Source organism: Pseudorhizobium banfieldiae (assembly GCF_000967425.1).
Taxonomy (GTDB): Bacteria; Pseudomonadota; Alphaproteobacteria; order Rhizobiales; family Rhizobiaceae; genus Neorhizobium; species Neorhizobium banfieldiae.
In genome coordinates this window covers 635301-656326 of sequence record NZ_FO082820.1, presented here as the reverse complement: position 1 = coordinate 656326, position 21026 = coordinate 635301, and the positions used below count along the sequence as shown (strand labels likewise).

The 21026-nt window shown below is 60.4% G+C and carries 18 protein-coding genes; 6 read left to right on the top strand and 12 right to left on the bottom strand.

What is annotated here, in order from left to right; genetic code table 11:
- The first annotated feature begins 86 nt into the window (after nucleotides 1-86).
- From NT26_RS03060 to NT26_RS03050, 3 genes are read left to right on the top strand one after another with little or no spacing between them, the layout of a single operon-like run.
- Nucleotides 87-650, top strand: a complete 564-nt coding sequence (locus NT26_RS03060) for a c-type cytochrome (protein WP_052637307.1) — start codon at nucleotides 87-89, stop codon at nucleotides 648-650.
- A gap of 23 nt (nucleotides 651-673) precedes the next feature.
- Nucleotides 674-1123, top strand: a complete 450-nt coding sequence (locus NT26_RS03055) for a DUF305 domain-containing protein (protein WP_197570699.1) — start codon at nucleotides 674-676, stop codon at nucleotides 1121-1123.
- Nucleotides 1123-1626 carry a DUF6692 family protein gene (locus NT26_RS03050; protein ID WP_052637305.1) on the top strand — a complete coding sequence of 168 codons (504 nt, stop codon included), beginning with the start codon at nucleotides 1123-1125 and terminating at the stop codon, nucleotides 1624-1626. Before NT26_RS03055 ends, NT26_RS03050 begins: the two co-directional genes overlap by 1 nt.
- Before the next feature lie 93 nt (nucleotides 1627-1719).
- Here the strand turns inward: NT26_RS03050 and nirK are convergent, their stop codons facing one another.
- The 5 genes from nirK to NT26_RS03025 form a co-directional block, all read right to left on the bottom strand.
- Nucleotides 1720-2793 carry a copper-containing nitrite reductase gene (gene nirK / locus NT26_RS03045; protein WP_052637304.1) on the bottom strand — a complete coding sequence of 358 codons (1074 nt, stop codon included), beginning with the start codon at nucleotides 2791-2793 and terminating at the stop codon, nucleotides 1720-1722.
- Nucleotides 2794-3004: 211 nt separating this feature from the next.
- Nucleotides 3005-4318, bottom strand: coding sequence for an MFS transporter (locus NT26_RS03040; RefSeq protein ID WP_052637303.1), 1314 nt, complete (start codon nucleotides 4316-4318; stop codon nucleotides 3005-3007).
- A 106-nt stretch (nucleotides 4319-4424) separates the two neighbouring features.
- The gene (locus NT26_RS03035; protein WP_052637302.1) at nucleotides 4425-4613 is read right to left on the bottom strand and encodes a DUF2933 domain-containing protein; all 189 of its coding nucleotides are present in this window, start codon (nucleotides 4611-4613) and stop codon (nucleotides 4425-4427) included.
- A complete protein-coding gene (locus NT26_RS03030; protein WP_052637301.1) occupies nucleotides 4610-6838 on the bottom strand; it encodes a copper-transporting P-type ATPase in 2229 nt (742 codons plus the stop codon). The genes NT26_RS03035 and NT26_RS03030 overlap by 4 nt, the downstream gene beginning before the upstream one ends.
- A gap of 13 nt (nucleotides 6839-6851) precedes the next feature.
- Nucleotides 6852-8336, bottom strand: coding sequence for a multicopper oxidase family protein (locus NT26_RS03025; RefSeq protein ID WP_052637300.1), 1485 nt, complete (start codon nucleotides 8334-8336; stop codon nucleotides 6852-6854).
- 113 nt (nucleotides 8337-8449) lie between these two features.
- Between NT26_RS03025 and NT26_RS03020 the strand changes: the two genes are divergently transcribed.
- Complete coding sequence (locus NT26_RS03020; RefSeq protein ID WP_052637299.1) at nucleotides 8450-8743, top strand: hypothetical protein; 294 nt, start codon at nucleotides 8450-8452, stop codon at nucleotides 8741-8743.
- A 630-nt stretch (nucleotides 8744-9373) separates the two neighbouring features.
- Here the strand turns inward: NT26_RS03020 and NT26_RS22620 are convergent.
- The 4 genes from NT26_RS22620 to NT26_RS03005 form a co-directional block, all read right to left on the bottom strand.
- The gene (locus tag NT26_RS22620) at nucleotides 9374-9535 is read right to left on the bottom strand and encodes a hypothetical protein (protein ID WP_156157120.1); all 162 of its coding nucleotides are present in this window, start codon (nucleotides 9533-9535) and stop codon (nucleotides 9374-9376) included.
- Between the two features lie 863 nt (nucleotides 9536-10398).
- Entirely contained in the window at nucleotides 10399-12369 is a 1971-nt protein-coding gene (locus tag NT26_RS03015; protein ID WP_052637298.1) for a TRAP transporter permease, read from the bottom strand.
- A 10-nt stretch (nucleotides 12370-12379) separates the two neighbouring features.
- Nucleotides 12380-13333 (bottom strand): TAXI family TRAP transporter solute-binding subunit, encoded by a 954-nt coding sequence (locus NT26_RS03010; RefSeq protein ID WP_052637297.1) that lies wholly within the window; start codon nucleotides 13331-13333, stop codon nucleotides 12380-12382.
- A 58-nt stretch (nucleotides 13334-13391) separates the two neighbouring features.
- Complete coding sequence (locus tag NT26_RS03005) at nucleotides 13392-14144, bottom strand: class II aldolase/adducin family protein (protein WP_052637296.1); 753 nt, start codon at nucleotides 14142-14144, stop codon at nucleotides 13392-13394.
- A 92-nt stretch (nucleotides 14145-14236) separates the two neighbouring features.
- Here NT26_RS03005 and NT26_RS03000 point away from each other — a divergent pair, with 92 nt between their 5' ends.
- The gene (locus tag NT26_RS03000; protein ID WP_052637295.1) at nucleotides 14237-15190 is read left to right on the top strand and encodes a LysR family transcriptional regulator; all 954 of its coding nucleotides are present in this window, start codon (nucleotides 14237-14239) and stop codon (nucleotides 15188-15190) included.
- On the opposite strand, the gene NT26_RS02995 is transcribed toward NT26_RS03000, so the two are convergent.
- From NT26_RS02995 to NT26_RS02985, 3 genes are all read right to left on the bottom strand, one after another.
- The gene (locus NT26_RS02995) at nucleotides 15148-16890 is read right to left on the bottom strand and encodes a thiamine pyrophosphate-binding protein (protein ID WP_052637294.1); all 1743 of its coding nucleotides are present in this window, start codon (nucleotides 16888-16890) and stop codon (nucleotides 15148-15150) included. The genes NT26_RS03000 and NT26_RS02995 overlap by 43 nt on opposite strands.
- Nucleotides 16891-16901: 11 nt before the next feature.
- Nucleotides 16902-18356 (bottom strand): aldehyde dehydrogenase family protein, encoded by a 1455-nt coding sequence (locus tag NT26_RS02990; RefSeq protein ID WP_052637293.1) that lies wholly within the window; start codon nucleotides 18354-18356, stop codon nucleotides 16902-16904.
- Nucleotides 18357-18445: 89 nt separating this feature from the next.
- A complete protein-coding gene (locus NT26_RS02985; RefSeq protein ID WP_052637292.1) occupies nucleotides 18446-20374 on the bottom strand; it encodes an FAD-binding monooxygenase in 1929 nt (642 codons plus the stop codon).
- 140 nt (nucleotides 20375-20514) lie between these two features.
- On the opposite strand from NT26_RS02985, the gene NT26_RS02980 reads away from it, so the two are divergent.
- Complete coding sequence (locus NT26_RS02980) at nucleotides 20515-20949, top strand: MarR family winged helix-turn-helix transcriptional regulator (RefSeq protein WP_052641794.1); 435 nt, start codon at nucleotides 20515-20517, stop codon at nucleotides 20947-20949.
- The last annotated feature ends 77 nt before the right edge of the window (nucleotides 20950-21026 follow it).

Below are 21026 nucleotides of genomic sequence, written 5' to 3'. Positions count from 1 at the left end.
TTGGCTGTCTTCATCTTCGGCGCACCGGTTCAGCAATCTTTTCTCCAGACTGGTCTTGGCTCAACGCGGACCAAAGGATGGAAGACATGCAAGAGAACAAGAAGACAGGAATGTTGGCATTCCTCGTTGGAATAGGAGCGGCGCTCGTGGCGCTGTTCCTCGGCACCGTCGCCTACGTTTATCTCGGTGGCTACAACATCGCAGCCACCGAGGAACATAGCTCGTTTACGAGGTGGGTGCTCGATACCAACTTTCATCAATCTGTAGAAGGCGGCGGCGCGAGTGTTTCCGGTCCTGAACAGCTGACGCCGGAAATGGCCGCTGCCGGTGCCTCTCCCTACAAGGAGATGTGCCAGCACTGCCATTCGGCCCCTGGCGGGGAGCGTGCATCCTGGGCTGAAGGCATGCGGCCGCTGCCACCCCATCTGACGGAGGCCGCCGCCGAGTGGGAGCCGTCGGAGGTGTTCTGGCTGGTCAAGCACGGAGCGAAGATGACTGGCATGCCAGCCTTCGGTCCCAACCATAGCGACGAAGACATCTGGAACATCGTCGCCTTCGTAAAGCGGCTGCCAGCGATGACGTCGCAGGAGTACGAGCGATTGACAACGGAAGCCGGGTCCAGCGCGAACGCGCCTCCGGTCCAACAGTAACTGTAGGAGGAGCCGCGATGGGAATGTCCTACTGGCGCTTTGCCGCCATGATCGCGACATCGACGGTCGTGATGTACGGCCTGATGTATCTGAACACCTATGCGCTGGAGCACGTCTTCTGGAGCGAGACCCGAGCCTGGATGGCCCTGGTCATGGGATCGACTATGGCGGTCATCATGCTCGCCTTCATGCTCGGTATGTACAAGAAGCAGATGCTCAACATGGCCATCTTCGGCGGGTCCGTCGCGGTCTTCGCCTTGTCGCTGTGGCTCGTCCGCAGCCAGGTGACGGTCGACGACGCCGAGTACATGAGCGCGATGATCCCGCATCATTCGATTGCCATCATGACGAGTGAGCGTGCGCAGATTTCCGATCCCCGCGTTCGAAAGCTGGCCGACGAGATCATCGAGGCCCAGGAGCGGGAGATCGCAGAGATGAAGTATCTGATCGAGGACCTGGAGGAGCGTGACTGATGAAGAACTCCCTCCTTTCACTGCTGCTCCTTACCTCGGCCAGTCTCCTTTCGGGATGTGGCGAACGGGAAGCTGCTGACGACATCATTAGTCCTCCGCGTTCTGAAGAGGCTGCCCGCGTGCTATCCGGTGAGGAAGCCATAGCTGGCGCTGATATACCCACACTCGATCCGGCGACCATGGTGGACGCGGAGATCGCCAAAGTCCTTGGTTCGCCTGCACAGTGCACGTTCAGATACACGAGTGCTGGCAAGCCGATACTTGCCCTCAAGGGAACACCGGGCGGTACCGCGACAACTGCTGTCCTAAAGGTGAACGCTCACCTAGTGGAACTACAGCCAGCTGGCGGGGACGGCAACCTCGTCCTGACCTCTGGGCCCATCAGCGTCACTCTCGCCGCCGATGATGTCCAAGCGGAAGAGAAGGTGGAAGCCGACATGGTATTCGCGATTGGTGAGAGCCTGCGCGTGGGATATTCAGGTTACTACCAGTGCGGCGGCTAGCGCGGCACGTGACTATCTCCGACCACCTTCTTCGAAGCGTTCAAGCGCAGGAGGCAGGAAATGTTGTTAGCATCCCGCCTCCTGCGCCGCCGATCAGTGTGTCTCGTGTCTACCGTGTTCCGCCTGGGCAGTGCGTGTCGTTGCTGCTTTGAAGATTTCCGTCTGCTCGTTTCCGTCGACGACGAGCTTGCCCACTAGGCCACGCGCTGCCCGTGACAGAGCGTGATCCACCAGCACATACTCACCGGGAACGTCCATGGTCATATCGACCACCGCAGCGCCGCCCGGAGGAACGTTGATGGTCTGGACGTCCGTCAGTGGCTCGGTTGTTAGAGATGCTAGTTGATAGGCCCTGTCGAAGATTTCGCCGATCACGTGGAAGCTCGACGTCTTGTTGGGGCCGCCGACACCGAAGTAGATGCGGACAGTCTCGCCGACCTTCGCGGTCAGCGCATTGTCGCCGGTCAGTGCATTGGCTGCGCCGTTGAACACATAGTATTCCGGCGTCTCGTCCGTCAACCTGTCGATGCTCTCAGTCAGCTTGCCCTTCGTGCCATAGGCCTGTTTCGTGTAAACCTCACCTTGCATCACGTAGAACTCGCGGTCCACCGGAGGAAGACCACCTTCCGGTTCCACCAGGATCAACCCGTACATGCCGTTGGCAATATGGTGTGCCGCAAGCGGTATGGCGCAGTGGTAGACGTAAAGGCCCGGCCGCATTGCTTTGAAGGTGAAGCCCTTGGTCTCGCCGGGTGCGGCGTCCGTCGCCTCCGCTCCGCCTCCCGGTCCCGTGACCGCATGGAAGTCCACGCTGTGGCGTTCACTGCTATCGGCAAGGTTGGTTAGTTCAACTTCGACGGTGTCGCCGACTCTTGCTCGGACGAAGGGGCCCGGAACCTTCTTGTTGAAGGTCCAGTAGTGGTAGGTCGCGCCGTCCGCCAGGCTGCCAGTAACTTCGACCGTGTCGAGCTTCACCTTGATCATTTCCGGTCCCCTCGCACCTACTGACGGAGCAAGGTCTGTCGCCGCCCGTACGATATCGAGGGGAGCAGCAGCAGTCCCGTTCGCCGCCGGATGGTTGTGGGTGGCGTCGGCCAGCACCGGCATTGCCGTCGCCGACAGGAGCGCGACGGCGAGGCCGGCGCGGAAGAGTGTTCTGCTGGTCATAGTTCTGGTCCTGCTATGTTATGTCTGCGTTGACTGTTGTTGGACACTGCGCCCGTCGCAGCATCCTTGCGATGCCGCAAATAGAAGCCTCGCTCGCATCTTCGTGATCGCCTCAAGGCGCCGGTTCGCCCATGGTCTGCTAGCGGATTGTTGCTCCACCAGACGGGCACGCTAACGAGTGCTGGGATAAGAGGTATCGACTGGGCGTTTATCAGCGCGGCCATTCGGGATGCAGACGGTCAATCACGATGGCGTGGCTGTGGCGATCGCGGCCACGACGCGTCCCTTCCTGCAGATGCGGGTCCTGGTCAGGCAAGTCCTCATGACTGTGCTCGATCTCCAGGTCAGCTGAGGAAGGCCATAGGTAGAGTGCGGCGACAAGTCCAGTCACAGCGATAACCGACAGGACAAGCGCCGTTTCACCGAGGCCGATTGAGGCTCCCAGCCATCCGGCAAGCGGATAGGTGATGAGCCAGCAGGCATGCGACAGGGCAAACTGTGCTGAGAACAGGGCTGGACGATCTTCCGGATGGGAGGAGCGCCGCAGCAGGCGTCCCGATGGCGTCTGAGCGGCGGAGTAACCGATGCCCAGTACGAACCAGATCAGAAGCAGCGAAGAATAGGTCTCGACAAAGGCCGTCGCCACGAGCCCGGCAACCAGAATCCCCGAGCCTCCCACCATCACCGGACGGTCAGGCAACTGATCCAGCAGCTTTGGAAGGGCGAAGGCCGCCAGCATGGAACCGCCACCGAAGGCCGCAAGCGCCAGTGCCGTGTCTTCCTGCCTCAGACCGAACTGCGCCTGGACGAAAACGACAGTGTTGACGATGACCATTGAACCCGCTGCCGAGACGGCCAAGCTGATCGCCAGCAGTCCCCGCAGTCTTGGAGTGGCGAGGTAGAGACGGATACCGCGCGTAGTTCGGTTGTAGATGCTGCGGCGCTCGGACTTGGTCGCCTTAGGTAGGACGACCGAAACTACCAGTGTGGCGGAGGCAAGAAAGCCGATCACCGTTCCGCCGAACAGGGAATGGAACGAGACGGCCGTCAGAAGGAGTGCCGCCAGAGCAGGGCTGACGAGGCTTTCGAGATCGTAGGCGAGACGTGAAAGGGAAAGGGCTCGCGTATAATCCTTCTCCTCGGGGAGCACATCCGGGATCGTCGCCTGGAAGGTCGGCGTGAACGCTGCCGAGGAAGACTGCAGAACGAAGATCAGGACATAGACCTGCCAGACCTCCGTAACGAACGGCAGGCAAAGCGCCACGCCCGCCCGTATGAGGTCTAGGGTTACCAGCATGGGGCGGCGAGGGAGAACTTCCGCGAATGCGCCCGCTACGGGAGCGACACCCACATAGGCGATCATCTTTATGGCAAGTGCCGTCCCCAGAACTGCGCCTGCTTCCGCGCCAGCGATGTCGTAGGCAAGCAGGCCGAGCGCGACGGTCGCGAGCCCGGTCCCAATGAGCGCGATGACCTGCGCCATGAACAGGTGCCGGTAGGTTCGGTTCTTTAGGATGTCCAGCATGACGACAATCCGTTCGGTGACGACAGGTACTTCTTGATCGGTCGGAAGCCGTGCATCGCCTCGACGATGCCGACCAGCCTATCGGGTGAGACCGACTGCTTACAGGTCACGACCGGTGATCCTTGTGGTCGTGACCGCCGCTGTGCCTATGGAACAGGTGCATGAGCGGGCAGGCCAACAGGATCAGGTATGGCAAATACCCAAGCACGTGCCCCCAGTGCTCACGAAGGATGTAGAACACCAGGATCAGGGCCAGGGAAGCGCCCATCAGCAGGAGCGTGCGGTTGGCCGTCATATCTTCATGCTCCTCAACCTGAGAGAGTTGGCGATCACACTGACCGAAGACAGTGCCATCGCCGCCGCCGCGATGATCGGTGAGAGCAACAGACCGAAGACGGGATAGAGGACGCCCGCCGCGACCGGCACGCCTGCCGCATTGTAGATGAAGGCGAAGAATAGGTTCTGCCGGATATTGCTCATCGTTGCCCGGCTCATCTGCCGTGCCCGGACAATCCCCTGCAGGTCACCCTTCAGGAGAGTGACGCCTGCGCTTTCGATTGCGACGTCGGTTCCGGTGCCCATGGCGACACCGACATCGGCTGCGGCAAGCGCGGGAGCATCGTTCACACCATCCCCCGCCATGGCGACGATCCTGCCTTCACTGCGCAGGCGCGAGACGATCTTGCTCTTGTCCTCGGGCAGGACTTCCGCCTCCACCTCGCTAATCCCGAGGCGGCGCGCGACGGCATGCGCGGTCGTCTTGTTGTCGCCCGTCAGCATCACGACCCGAACACCGTCTTCGACGAGCGCCTTCACCGCATCCGGTGTCGTCGGCTTGATGGGATCGGCGACAGCAAACAGACCTGCCAGCCTGCCATCGATGGCGGTGAATATGACGGTGGCGCCTTCGTTGCGCAGCTCTTCCGCCTTCGCGGTCATGGCGCTGACGTCGACACCCTCTTCCCCCATGATGCGGTGACTGCCGAGGATCAGCCGCTTTCCATCGACCGTCCCCGTCACGCCCTTGCCCACAGGGCTGTCGAAATCGACGGCATCTCCCAATGAGACGCCACGCTCACCTGCCGCGTTGACAATCGCGAGCGCTAGCGGATGTTCGCTTGAGCGTTCGACCGTGGCGGCCAGCCGCAGCAATTCGTCTTCGGACATGCCTTCCGCTGGCGCGATGGCAGTGACCTTGGGCCGTCCCTCTGTCAGGGTTCCCGTCTTGTCGACGACGAGCGTATCGACCTTCTCGAAGCGCTCCAGGGCCTCGGCGTTCTTGATCAACACGCCGAGACCAGCTCCCCGACCGACACCGACCATGATCGACATAGGTGTCGCGAGCCCCAGGGCACAGGGGCAGGCAATGATAAGAACGGTGACGGCCGCGACGAGGCCATGAGCGAAGCGAGGCTCAGGCCCATAGACCATCCAGGCGGCGAACGCGACGAGCGCAACCACGATGACGACCGGAACGAACCATCCCGAGACTTCATCTGCCAGGCGCTGGATGGGTGCGCGAGAGCGTTGGGCGTCCGCGACCATGCGAACGATCTGGGAGAGCATCGTGTCGCGTCCGACCTTGCCCGCCTCCATGATGAAGCCGCCGGTCTGGTTCATGGTGCCACCGATGAGCGTCGACCCGACCTCCTTGGTGACGGGCATCGACTCGCCGGTGATCATGGATTCATCCACCGAGCTGCGGCCCTCCAGAAGCACACCATCTACAGGCACCTTTTCTCCTGGCCGAACCCGGAGACGGTCACCAACGGCCACCGCGTCAAGACCGACATCCTCGTCCGTCCCATCGGCATGCACGCGACGTGCCGTCTTTGGTGCCAGATCGAGAAGCGCGCGGATCGCCCCGCCTGTCTGTTCGCGTGCCCTCAGTTCCAGAACCTGCCCGAGCAGGACCAGGACGGTGATGACGGCGGCCGCCTCGAAGTAGACGGCGACCGAACCCTCTTCCGCGCGGAACGTGTCTGGAAAGACGCCTGGCGCAACCGTCGCGACGACGCTGTAAATCCAGGCAGCACCCGTCCCCATCGCAATCAGGGTGAACATGTTCAAATGACGGGTCACCAGGGACTTCCAACCCCGTTCGAAGAAGGGCCAGCCCGCCCAGAGCACAACCGGTGTCGCGAGTACCATCTGCAGCCAGTTCGACGTCTGTGGTCCCAGCATCATGTGGAGGTTCGTGAGATGGCCGCCCATCTCCAGAGCAAGGACCGGGATGCTGAGGACGAGGCCAACCCAGAACCGTCGGCTCATGTCCACCAGTTCCGGACTTGGACCCGTTTCCAGGGTCGCCACTTCCGGCTCCAGTGCCATGCCGCAGATCGGGCAGTTACCGGGGCCGATCTGCCTCACCTGCGGATGCATCGGGCAGGTGTAGACGGTGCCTTCCCCCAGCATGGCCGGGGGAGGTAATTGCTTCTCTGCCACCTGATGGCGGTGCTCTTGGTCATGCTCTTGATGATGATCATCGTGAGCATGATGGCCGTGATGTTCGTGCTTCATCTCCGCTCTCCGATCAGATCGCGCGATTATAGGACACGAAGGACATCATCCCTGCCGCCATGTGGTAGAGGTGGTGGCAGTGGAACGGCCAGCGGCCGGGGTTGTTCGCATCGAACTCGATGGCAACCTCTGCCATGGGAGGAACGTGAACCGTATCTCTCACGGCTCCGCGAATGCGTTGTCCGTTGATGCCGACCACCTGGAAGTGGTGTCCGTGAAGGTGCATCGGATGCGCCATCATCGACATGTTGCGCATGACGATGCGAACCCTTTCGTCGGGATTGACGGCCATCGCATCGCCGCTGATCCCCCATGAGTAACCGGTCATGCTGCCGGAGAGGATCAGAGGATAGGTCTTCGTTGCGGGCCGCTCGTCCAGAGGTGACGTCGCCTCGAGCATCGCCTCCAGTGCAAGGTCGAGGACCGGCCCGGCGGAAGGAGCTCTTGTGGCGACCTTCGAAATGGACGCGTCAGCCGTTGCGAGGATGACGCCTGTCTGCTCCTCGGAGCCTTCGCGCAAGGCAAGGATCGGAAGCGACTCAGGGCCTGGTGGGAGTTGCAGCACGATATCCAGCCGCTGGCCCATGCTGATCGGGAAGCGGGTGCCGGTGACGGGCTCGATGGCCATGCCGTCGACGGCGGCCAGGCTTCCCACGACGCTTCCCGTGTCGATGGTGAAGGCGGTCGCCGTTGCACCATTGATGATGCGTAGCCGAACGCGGCCACCTTTCTCGACCTGCACGATCTCCGGATCGTCCAGCGTGCGGTCATTGGCGAGGTACGCATCATACTCGATGTCGTTCAGGTCCATCATGCCCATGCCGCCCATGCCCATGCCGCCCATCGCCATGCCGCCCATGGGCATGCCGCCGCCGTGCATTTGCGCCATGTTGGACATCATGCTCCCGTGATCCATCGGCATCTGCCCCCCATGACCGCCGCCCATTGCGGAACCTTGCTGCAGTTCCGCCAGCAATTCCTCGGGCGACCTGAACGAGAAGTCGTGGAGAAGGATCACGACGTCCTGCTCGTCACGAGCCCGGTCCTCCGCCGTCCGAACGATAAGGGGCGCTGCCAGCAGGCTTTGTTCCTGCAGTGTATGGGCGTGCATCCAGTGGGTGCCGCCGCCTGCGAGATCGAACCGGTAGTGCCGTTTCTCTCCTGCCGCGAGGAGCGCTGCCGGATTGTCGGGGACACCGTCCATCTCCCATGGAGGGGTAAGTCCGTGCCAGTGAATGAGCGTCGCTTCATCTGAGGTATTGGACAGCAGGACATTGAAGCCGTCTTCCGCATCCAAGACGAGGCCGCTCCGTCCATTGCCTTGAACGAGGCCGAAGACGCTGGCGGATCGGCCATTCACTTCAATGGAGCGCTTGGTGACTGCGAGTTCGATGGGTGACAGAAGTCCTGTGCTAGTGAGCGCCCAGGACTTCTGTGCAAGGGGTGAAATAGCTGCCGCGCCGACGGCGAGCGTCTTCAGGAATTGACGACGAAACATGACGTTCTCTCGATCTTCTTGGCCGTAATCGGCCCAATGGTGGGAATGGCCCGCCAGCGGCGAGCGGTTCATCAACCGAAAGATCGAGGAGGCTCAAGGCCGGGAGACGGGTCGTGGCCAGCGACATCGTCAGCGATATCCAGGACTCTGGTCAGAAGCAGGACCGAGTGCGCCGATCCTGCTGGTTGTGCAACGACTGCGAGGCAGAAGACGCAGATGACGCTGCAGCAGTTCTGGTTGGGAGAATGCTCGGGCTTGGAAGTCGCGTCGCCTGCATCACCGTCCACTATCTGGTGGTGTCCGTCCAGGCAGGTCTGGGGAGCCGCATGCGTAACCGGTGCACTGACCACGAGGGCAACAACAAGGAGTGCCGCGAGCAGCCTCCATGCCAACGCTCTCTGGGTTAACCTGCGCATTGTCGATCCTCCGTCATCTCACCATGCCACGCCTAAGATTGTGCACCTTGATCTTTATCAATGTTCGGGTGCGGTTCTGGTCGGTGGTGTCGCCGCTTGGCAGATCGTCTGTCTCGACGCTGATGCTTCCAACGTGGGAAGGTCAAGGATGAATAAGAGCGCCTGCACCGTCGCAAGCTTTAGACCTCTGGGACACACTTATGTCCGCTTGTGGCGCACAGGAGACGTAACGCGGCGCCGGCCCATGTCTGCTTTTAGGCAGGCACGACGACAGCCTCTATGACCGATATGAAGGCGCTAAGCCATCATTGGCAAGCGCACCTCAACGAGCATCGAGCGCATGTGGTATAAGCAGTTGGCGACGCCTCTGGGGTGGAACTCCGTGCCATTCCCTCTAGCGCCGATCGCAAAACTGGTCGTGGTGCGGAGGTTGGCGGGATTGGAGGGCAGAGTTAACCGCAAAGTATCCGAGCCACGTCTGGATAGGCGATCTGTCCACTCTTGCAGAACGGTTCCATAGATCTCCCTGCTGTATATATGCCTAGCCGGCTCACACTGTACCGACTATTCTGGCTCTCAGTTGAGATGCCGCTTAATACCAAACGGAAAGACACCGTTAGATTATTTCCGCACGAGTTGATCATAGACGTCATAGCCTTCCTGAGCATCGAAGCCTTGGCTCCCCAACCCGTCAACGATCCTGTCGACTAGCTTGCTGATCAGCGTACGGCCACTCTCGCCGTTGCAGTGCCCGTCGGAATCACCTTCCAGAAAAACATCCAATCAATGTCCTCTCTCGTCGGGCGACGCTTCTCCCGCGCTGCCTCTCGAACAAGCCGCTGACGGACAGCCTGCTCTGCATCGCGCTGCTTCTTTGATTTCCTGGTCATGTGTCTTTCCTCTGGGGCGGCTGGCATTCTTTGCCGGATGCGGACATGATTTCCGCATCCGGTTCTTCCCTGTTCCAGCGGATAGCCGGGAAACGCCTTGCTCTCCGGGACCGGCCTAGAGCGACAGCTCTGGCTGCAATCGCCATCATGTACGACAATCCGCGAATCTCGATTCCCAGCTAAGCAAGAAGTGCCGGAAAACCTGGATTGTTGGCTTGAAAAGGGAGGCTTGGCTGGGGCGCCTGGATTCCCAGCTAAGGATTGTTCCGCTCTCAAGCCCTTGAAGAAGCTTCTATGTCGCGCCCACGCTAGTTCCTGTACGACACTTCGTTACTACATTCTGAAACGACAGTCCGGAGAAGTTTTCTCCCTCCGATGTTCATCACGATTGGTCGGGAGTGGATGGCATTAAATGTCAAGCTTAGCGGAGGATTTCACCGCGAGGTTCAAGACGCTTGGTCCCCGCCCGGCTAGCTGCAGATCCATGGCGACGTCGCCAACATCATTTCCTCCGGTAATCGACCTGATGGACTCCCAATTCCATACCAGCGCACGGAATATGCCTGATCACGATGATCGTATCAGGCGAGATCAACACTGAGGCCAAGGAAGAAATTTCTTCGACGCCCATGCGGAGGTGCCTTTGAGCAGGTACCCCGAGTGGCAAGCTGTTGAGTTTGCCTGGTTGCGGGGCCGGATCGCATTGAGGCTTGTCCGTTGACGGTCTTGATGGGGCCCAAACTTCGACCCGCTTCCTTAGTCTGGGCGGCCCGTCGCGGCGGAGTATTCAGCATGCTGTTCGACGTGCCGTCCCGCGGCACCACGAGGACGTGGCTTGATCGTTGCATAGAGGCCGCAGAAGGCGGCTAGCCCGACCAAGTCAGTCCAGATGAACCCCGAAACCAGTCCAGCCGGTAGCAGCGCCAGAGCACCCGCTATGCCGATAAGAGCGCGCTCGCCAAAACCCAGACTGCGCCGGAAGAAGCCGACGATTGCAGCAGTTACCATATAGATCCCGAGGATGGCAGTGGCGAGTGTCCAGAGCACCTTGATCCATGTGCCGTCAAAGGTGAGTGCGGGCGTGAAGATGAACAGGAACGGCACGATATATGCTGGCCATGCGATTTTCATCGCTTCCATGCTCGTCTTCCATGCCGAAGCGCCCGCGATGTTGGCGGCAGCAAAAGAGGCGAGCGCCACCGGCGGCGTGATCATCGAGAGGAGCCCAAAGTAGAAGACGAACAGATGCGCAGCAATGACTGGCACACCCACTTCTACCAGCGCGGGAGCAACCAGCGTTGCCAGGAGGATGTAGACTCCCACCGTCGGCATACCCATCCCGAGAACGACACTGATCAGCGCCGTGATGACCGCCAGGACCACGACATTGTTGCCGCTCGCCGCGACGATGTTCATGGTCAGGTTGAAGGCCAGGCCGGAGATGTTGAGGACACCGATGATTATTCCTGCCGCCGCACAAACAATGATGAGGTCGAGAGCGGAGCGCCCCGTACCGGCGATCAGCGGCAGCAGGTCACGCACCTTCATTCGGTTGCCCTTGTAGCCGACAACGAAGCTGACGAAGAGCAGGACCAGTGTGGCGATCACGGCGGCACGCTCCGGACGCATATTGAGTGCGAAAAGCGCGTAGAAGAGCACGGCGAATGGAATGGTGAAGTGCCATCCGGCTTTCAGCGCGCCCCAGCCGCTTGGGATTTCCTCACGCGGAACAGCGAGCAGGTTTCGCTTACCCGCCCTCAGGTCAACGTTGATGAAGATCGCAACATAGTAGAGGATCGCCGCCGGTAGCGCTGCCAGCATGATGTTGACGTAGTCGACCTGGATCATGTCGGCCATGATGAAGGCGGCCGCTCCCATGACCGGCGGCACAAGTTGACCGCCTGTCGATGCCGTCGCCTCCACTGCCCCTGCGTAGGCTGGCTGGAAGCCCGCTCGCTTCATCATCGGGATGGTCACGACGCCAGTGCCGACGACGTTTCCGACGGCATTGCCGGAGATCGAGCCGAACAGCGAAGATGCCGTGACGGCGACCTTGGCAGGACCTCCGCGATAGCCGCCCATCAGGGCAAGCGCACCGTCATTGAAGAAGCTCGCCGCCCCGCAGGCAGACAGGAGCCTACCAAAAAGCAAGTAGGGAACGACGATGACGACGGCGACCTTCAGCGCGGTCCCGAGCATACCGTTGGCATCGGTGGCGAGGTAGATCAGCAGCTCTGACGGAAGTGCTTCGCGGCTTTGAAAAGCGCCTGGCATCAGATGCCCGAAGAGGCCATAGCCGAGGAAGACCAGCACGACCACGAGGATGCCATAGCCGACCGTAGGTACGATGTTGAGCAGGAGCGCCCCCAGCAACGTGCCGGACAGAAGCACCAGCCAAAAGGGGAGATAAGGTGCCTCCATCGTGATCGAGATATAATCGAATGACAGGTAGGCGCCGCCGCCGAACGTCACGACGGCGGCAACCAATGCGAGGATGCATAGCACTTGCCCTTTCGCCCCCCGGGCGATAGCGAGGAAGCTGGCGGTCAGTGCCAGCGTCAAGCCCGCTGCAAGGAGCTGCGCATCGTAGATTGACAGACCTACATAGCGAGGGATGTCGCCCGCATAGGCAATCGAGAGCAGGACGGTCAGCGTCCCAACCAGACCCTCCATCCAAGCGATCGGCGTGTGCGCCTGACCCGGCGCGCGATCTTCTGCGGGCGTCATGTCCAACGCCTCAGTTCTTCAGGCCGATTTCGTCGTAGTAGGCGGAAGCAGCCGGATGATAATCGATGCCGTTCATCTGCGGCGCCATATCCTCAGGTGAGAACTCGGCAAAGGTCTTGAGGATTTTCCGCACCTTGTCCGGATTGTCGTGAACGAGCTTGAGTATCTCGCGCACTGTCTCGTCCGGCACGTGGGAGCCGACCGTCAGGACGTAATCGTAAGCCATCATCGGCGTATCTTGCTCAACCCCCGGGGCGGAGCCAGCCGGAACGACCTTGATGTAGGAGGTAGAGACGAATTTCTGCATCGCCGCCTCGGCTTCGGGCGTATTTTCAACTGCTAACCAGCGGATTCCGACCGAGGCGTCAGCCTCCCGGGTCTTGCCTCCCTGAAGCGCAAAGAAAGCAACATCGGCATTACCTGAAATGAAGTCATCGACGCCGTTTGGCACCGAAGGCACGTTATTCACCTTCATGTCATCAATCGACAGGCCTGCTGCCGCAAGAATGCCGTCAACTTGGTAACGCAGCGTGGGCTGGGCGGTGTAACCATAGGTAATTGTCAGGCCCTTAACATCCGACACCTTGGTATGGCCGGAATCAGCGCGGACCATGAAGCCATACGCAGACGAACTCAGCGAGGCGGCAGCTCGCAGGTTCTGCAAGGGCCGCCCCTCGAAGGGTTCTTCGCCTCGAACGGCGGCAGCCATGTCGGGACTTGGGACGAGTTGGAGATCGAGGCGGCCAGCATCGATGAGCGGCATGGATTGACCCGTGCCGCCATATGCCTGGACGCGAACGTCGAAGCCGAGCTCGCTGGACAGGAACTCAGCAAAGCCGGCATTTACAGCATAATTCTGTGAGCCTTGGGTTCCGGCTCCGATCCCCAGCGACTGGGCGCTGGCCGTTGCCGCAAAAGCAAGGGCGGCGGCAAGGGCAAAACTGCCCGCGAATGGCTTGTACATGTTTTCTCCTCCTTGTTTGGTCAGATCCGGTCGGCTCCCTCCGCCCGGCATTGGATTTCTAGAGCCCCTGAAAGCCGGCCCGGGCCACCCAATAGTCCCAGGCTCGCGCCAGCGGCATTTCGCTGAGCAGCATTCGGCTCGCCATATCGATTTCACCATCGGTCAAATACGTGATTTCGCCGAGTTGGCGGGTCTGCTGAATAAGCGCGGCATTGTCCTTGAGCGCGATCGATATCATGATCACAGAGCGGACGTCGGTTGCTGCGCAGATGCACCCGTGACCGCGCAAGAGAGCCACCCGGTTTTCGCCGAGCGCGCGAGAAAGTGAGTGGCCCATCTCCATGCTGTCGACCAGCATGTTCGTATCGCCGAATTCGTCCTGACTGTCCCAGACATTAATGTCCTTGCCGATGACGGAGGCCATGTGGAACATCGGTCGGAGAGATATATCTACCATGGTGAACGGAAGCACCGAGCGGGCGTGGTGGTGCGTGACCGAATTGACGTCGGGACGATCCTTGTAGATCGCCCCATGGATGTGGCGTTCGGCGTAGGGCCGCCGCGGATCGTTGCCAATCAGTTCCCCGTCAAGCGTGAACTCCATGATATCGCCGCGCGTAACCACGGCGGGGCTGCGTGATCGCGACAGGAAGTAGGTGTCCGGATTGAGCGGGTTTCGTACACTGATATGACCGAAATCGTCGATTACGTCCTCGCGTGCAAGGATCCGATTTGCCATGACGAGTTCCGTCAGCGTCGCATCGCGAATGAGTTTGTCGTTCTCTTCCTGCCGTGAAGCCGTGTCCAGCATACCAGTCCTCCTTTAATAGGGTGAAGCTTAGCTTGCGGCCACTGTAGCGGCTAATATATAAATCGTCCTTCTGTATAGTATCTAGGCTATTCATGCGCTCGCTGATCTCGCAGATTTCCATCCATAAGCTCGAGGTGTTCTGCCTCGTCGTCGAACTCGGCAGCTTCTCGCGCGCTGCCGAGCGGCTCGGAATAGCGCAGCCGGTGGTTTCGGCTCACATAAAGGCGCTCTCGGAGAAATTCGGTGCTTCACTGGTCGCACGAACAGGACGCAAGGTCACGCTGACGGAGGAAGGTGTAAGGGTGTACAACTGGGCGCGCGAGATGGTCAGCCGAACCCGCGAGATGGAGCGGGAAATGGCAGATTTTCAGCGAGGTTTCTTCGGCAAGGCGACAGTGGGAGCTTCGATGACCATTGGCTCGTACGTGCTGCCCGGCCTGATCGCGCACTTTCACACGATCTATCCGAAGGGAGAAATCTCAGTGCGCATCGCAACGCCGGGCTCTGTCACCGATGCGGTCCATATCGGCGATTGTGACTTCGCCTTCACCATTCTTGATCCGCGCCATGAGACCACGGGGCTTGAGATCGAGAAGATCATGGACGAGCGGCTGATCCTCGTTGCGTCCGACAGTTCCGGAATCGTTGGCGACAGCCTGGACCAGACAGCACTGGCGGACGTGCCGTTCATCACGGCACAATCGGGAACGCCTCGACGGGAGATCGAGGAGCATTGTCTTGCGGCCTATGGTGTGCAACGCAACCGCATAGCGATGGAGTTCGGCCACGCAGAATCCATCAAGCAAGCGGTGAGGGCTGGCGCAGGCGCCGCATTCCTGTTCCGTTCGTCGGTGCGCGACGAGCTCGCATCCGGCAAGCTTCGCATCCTCTCCACACCGGGAATGGAGCTCCAGGTTCCGGTCTACCTCGTACGGCGGCGGGGCAAGCAGCTCTCGCATTTCCAGCTATCCCTGATGGACGCGCTCTCGCGCGGTCTCAACGGTCAGGAACCGGAGCGCAATGCATTGGCCATGGAAGGCGCATAACCCTTGGCAGTCTCCACTTCCAGAACTGCGGTGCCACCATGCTTCAGGACCGACAATGCTTCATCGATCGCGGCAAGCAGCGCATCCGCGCCCTGAAGCAGGCCGGGGCTCCAGGCCCCGAACCCACGTGCGACCGAACTGACGTCGATGTCCGGCCCGCTCATGACAATGCCAACATGTTTGTTTTCTATCGGACGGTTGCGGTGCTTCGCGACCGTTTCTTGATGCACCTCGTCATTGTAGAAGGATCGGTTGTTGAGGACGACCACCAGAAGCGGGACCCGCTTGTTGATACCGGTCCAGAGCGCAGAGGCGTTCATCAGGAAGTCGCCGTCCCCCAAGACCGCAAGCGGCAGCCGGTCGCTGCCCGTATCGCGCAGCGCAAGCGCCGCGCCTACGGCCATGCCGCATCCCGAACCGATGCCGCCACCGCCATCATAGCCGAGTGCGCCAAGTGGATGGTCCACAGGCCAGTCGTCCCCCGTCCAACTCAAGGGGCCGCGGATCAGGCAAGGTTTTACGTCGTCAAGCTTTGACCGAAGAAGAATTGCGATGTCTTGCGGAGTTAGCGTCTTCCCTTTTGGAGGAGTGCTGAGCGGAGGAAGGCCAGGTTTCTGGGCTTCCCTCGCATCGAGCAAGTTGGCGAGCGCATGCACCACTTGGTCAGGCTCGTTTAGGAAAGACACGTCAGCCGGATAATGCGCACCACCATCCTTCGACCAGCCGCGATGGGCAAAACTATCGAGCGAAGCGGAAATGATTTTCGCCGTAACGGGACGGTCCGGAAAGACTGAGCGCAACGTGCCGCCGAAATCGAGCCAGTCGAAATTGACGATGACATCCGCCTCCGTCAGAGCCGTCTTCGCGTCCGGATCCGGAAAATAGCCGGCGCGACCAACCGTCAGCCTGTGGTTTGTCGGGAAGGTCGAACCGGTCTTGAAGTCGGTAACGACGCGGGCGCCGAGATATTCGGCGAGCGCGATCCGCCGATCCCAATCCGCCAGTTCACGTGACATTCGCCCCATCATGAACACGATGTGGGTGCCTGTCTTAAGGATTGAGGCAGCCCGCTCCAGCAGATCTGGGACAGGCGTCGCCGCCACAGGCGATCCGCGCCGCGCAATATCCGGATCGACTAGTGGCCGCGTTACCCTCTCCTCTTGAAGCGCGGCATCGATATTTATGTACACCGGTCCCCGCGGCGCCGTAGCTGCAACCGCGGTACCCTGAATGAGCGCATCGCGCGCCGCCGCAACGCTGCCCGGCTGATCATCCCATTTGACGAAGTCGCGGATCAGCGCGCCTTGGTCCTGTGCGGTATGTATCCACTCGATCCAGGGGCGTCGCCTTGCGGCATCCAATGGACCCGTGGCGCCGACAATGACCATTGGCACGCGGTCGCAGAAAGCGTTGAAAATCCCCATGGAGCCGTGCATCAGCCCGACATTCGAATGGAGCGCCACCGCCATGGGGCGCCCGGTGATCTTCGCCCAGCCATGGGCAATGGCAACGGCCGCCTCCTCGTGAACACAAAGCAGGATTTCCGGGTCATTGCCTGTGAAGTTGACCAGGCTGTCATGGATGCCGCGATAGCTGGCGCCGGGATTAATCGCGACATAGCGGAGATCGAGATCGCGCAACGTCTGCGCGATTACGTCGGATCCCCACTCTGGCGCCTGGTTTAGTGTCTCTTCGGTCATGGGCGATCCCGTCACAGCATGATGTTGATGGTTTTGGTCTCAGTGTAGCTGTAGAGCTCCTCCCGGCCCTCCTCCCGACCGACGCCGCTGGTCTTCATCCCACCAAAGGGTACGCCGAGAAAATGCATACTTGACCCGTTGATCCACAGATGCCCGGAGCGCACCTGCCGCGCCATTTTAAGGGCGTTCTTGATGTCGTTGGTCCAGATCGCCGCCGTCAGCCCGTATTCGGTCGAATTGGCCATCTCCACGGCCTGATCGAACTCCCTCCAGCGCGCGACCGCGAGCACTGGCCCGAAGACTTCGTTCTGCCAGAGCCTGAGCTTGGGCGTCACATCGGCATAGATCGTCGGCTGGACCCAATAGCCCTTCTCGAACTCGGGTCCCACCGGCCGCCCACCGCCGACAATGCGGCGCGCCCCATCCTGGTCAGCTGCCGCACAATGCTGAAGGATGCGCCGCATGTGAGCTTCGGAATTTACCGGGCCGATATCGGTGTCCTCGCTCAACGGATCACCCATTCGAAGTGAGGCAACACGATCAGCAATCGCCTCCAGGACCCTATCATGCACGTCCTCATGCAGCAGCAGGCGGCTGAGAGAACCACAGCTCTGACCCTGCCACGAGAAGTTCATCCCCGCGACCGCCGCTTGCGCTACCTGGTCCGGATCGCAGTCCGGAAACACGATCATCGGATTTTTGCCGCCGAGCTCGAGCGTGATGTTCTTGACAGTGACCTCGGCGGCTGCACGTTGGATGGCGCGGCCTGTCGTCGGAGAACCGATGAAGGCGATCCGCTTCACGCGCGGGTGGCGAACGATCGCATCGCCGACGGTCTGCCCCTCGCCCGTCACGATGTTGAACACCCCGGGGGGAAGAGCATCGCGGGCGATTTCCGCCAGGATCATCGCCGAAAGCGGCGACGTTTCCGGCGGCTTGACAATGACGGCATTGCCGGCTGCGAGAGCCGCCGCCGTGCGCGCCACCGCGAACATGACCGGATGATTGAAGGGCGCGATACGTGCAACGACACCATAAGGTTCGTGCAGCGTCATGTGGATGTGGTCACGCGTTGCGGGAATTGTCTCACCGCGTAGATCGGGAGCCAGTCCAGCGTAGTACCGCAGCGATTCCACCGCCGTCGGCACGTCGATCATGCGCATCGGCCGGATTGTGTTGCCGGTGTCCGTAACCTCGACCTTGAGGATTTCGTCGGCACGCGCGGCGAAGGCATCTGCAAAGCTGTTCATGATGCCCGCCCGCTCCATAGGCGTGCAGGCCGCCCATTGCGGCCATGCCTTCTCGGCAGCCACGACGGCACGCTCTACATCTTCGGCCGTCGCGGCAGGCACTCGACCTATCGGTATCTCGTTCGCCGGGTTTAACGAGGTCGACCACTCGCCGCTTGAGCTCTCGACCAGTTCACCGCCGATGAGCATCCGCTCCGATTGGGTGACGCGCTCCATTGTCTCTCTCCCTGATGGCCGGAGGAGCATTCACCCACGCGCGGCCTCCCGTCCAATATATAATTCCGGACCGCTATATATTCGTGATGCTATACTATCGCCTGCCGGTGCGGCCTTTGAACCAGAAATTCGTCGAAATATGCGGCAAGCGTGTCATACGCGTCGAGGGGAATGACCTGGGCGACGTACTGGTCGGGGCGCACCACGATGAGGCACCCTCGGTGTCGGTCGATGGCCCGCAAATCGAAGATGTCTGGACCTGCCTTGAGGTCGGGACAGAAGACCTTCTCATGATCTATCAGCCCATATCGTCCCTTTCGCGGCAGGAGCAGCGGATGAAGCTTATTGCGCTCCAGATCACGGTGACCGCTCTGGAATATGGCGCGCAGGTCGATTACCGAATCGATGTCGGCTCCCTTCGGCGTGAAACGCAGGATGGGTGAACCCGGATCATCGGCGAGATAATCACACAATCGCCGAATGGCTCCGGGCTCACCGGTGCCTTCGAACGCAAACAGCCGGAAACGCCCGTCCGCTTCAACGGTGTGGCCGAGTTCCACAGTTTTCGCATCGGCATAACGTATGACCGGAGCAGAATGAAACCGTGTTCCGACACAGAACCCGGCCGCTAGGCTCTGGTGTTCGGTGCTGCCCGTGAGTAGCGACTGCCGATAGCAGGTCGCGGTACCTGCGGTAAACCGACCTTGCTTGACGAAATAGCGCTGGAATTCGGCGGGTTCGATGCCCTCTTCGTCGTCCTCTCGGGTTTTCGGGCGAGCGCTGAACATCTTGGCAAATTCACGGTCGAAGTCGATAAGTTCCTTTGCGACCGCCTGCCGTTCCTGTGAGTAGGTGGCGAGTATCCGCTCATCGGCCAGACCTCGGATAACGCTGGCAAGTTTCCAGCCGAGATTGAAGCTGTCCTGCATGGAAACGTTCATGCCCTGACCGGCCTTGGGGCTATGGGTGTGGCACGCGTCTCCTGCGATGAAGACCCTCGGCGGCTTGTCTGAACCTTCGATCACGTCATCAAAACGATCGCACAGGCGCTGGCCGATCTCATAGACCGACCACCAGGCAATCTCCTTCACGTCAAGCGTATAGGGACGAAGGATCCGTTGTGCGGCGGCAATCAGATGTTCCGCAGTGATATTGCGGCTCGCCACACGCTCGTTTTCGTTGAGCTTGTCTAGCTCGATATAGAGGCGAACGAGATAACCGCCCTCACGTGGGATGATCAGTACGCTGCCTTCATTGGCAGAGTGAATTGCCGCCTTGAAGCGGATATCAGGAAAATCTGACACTGCCAGAACGTCCATCACACCCCAGGCCTGATTGGCGGAATCGCCTTTGAGGGACCTGCCGATGGAATGTCTCACCGCGCTGCGCGCGCCATCGCAGCCCACCACGTAGCGGGCCCTGATCGTTTCCACCGCGTCCGACTGCGTGTCGCCGAGACGTGAGAGTCGTGCAATGACCGAATAGTCCATGGCACTCTCGTCGATCTTCAGATCGAGCAACTGGCGCCGATACGTCGGCTCGAGGCGAGTAGGCGAATTGCGCATGGTTTCCAAATAGAAATCATGAACGCGAGCCTGGTTGAGGATAACATGGGGAAATTCCGAGAGACCGTCCTCGGTGTCCTGTATCCGACCGCTGCGAGCTATGTGCTCGGGGCGTTTCGGATCGGGCTTCCAAAAGGTCGTCTCATTCACCCAGTACGCCTCCTTTTCCACCTTCTCTGCAAAACCGAACGCCTGGAACATCTCCATCGTGCGGCAGGCGATCCCGTCCGCCTGTCCCAGGCGCAACGGCCCCTCCTTCTGGTCGACGATCATGGTGCGGATGTCGGAGAAGACCGCCAGCTGAGCCGCAAGCGTGAGCCCGGCCGGGCCGCAGCCGATAATCAGCACATCGACGTCTTCGATACCCGACCCGTTCGCCGGCAATACTTGCCGATCTGCGGCGACCTGAATGCTAGGGTCCCCGGTGCGGAAGCCGTTAAGATGAAACTGCATGTTAAACCCCTCCATCCAGAAATTTCGACGGTTGAGGGCTCTCGCCGCTTCACGAGCAACAGCTTCCTCCGCCGAACGCCATATAGTAAGTACACTTATCATATTTTGGAAGTCAAATGTACTGCCTGAAAGGACCCTTCATGCCCGATCTTATAGAATTGCCCGGCCATATGATCCGGCGCCTTCAGCAGATCGCAGTCGCCGTTTTCCAGAGCGAACTGGGCGCCGTTGGCAGCGATCTGACGCCGGTCCAGTATGCAGCGTTGAGAACCATCAACGAGCGGCCGGGACTCGATCAGGCAACATTGGCCGGCTTGATCGCCTATGACCGCGCGACGATCGGCGGGGTCGTCGAGCGACTGCTCTCAAAGGGCCTGATCGTCCGCGACGTGAACGCAATTGACAGGCGCGCTCGCGTCCTCACGATCGCGCCGAAGGGCCGCGAGATGCTCGACCTGGTCGAGCCAAGCGTGCAAAGGGCGCAGACTGTGATGCTGGGTGGGTTGGACGAGTCGGAGGCGGCACAGTTCATGCGCCTCCTGCGCAAGACCATCACGACCGGCAATGAGAGCTAAGGTCCTCCTTCGCGTCGACTGGAAGCTGGCTGACTGGCGACACCGATGCCTTGTCTGTCTGCCGTCTTACGGCGATC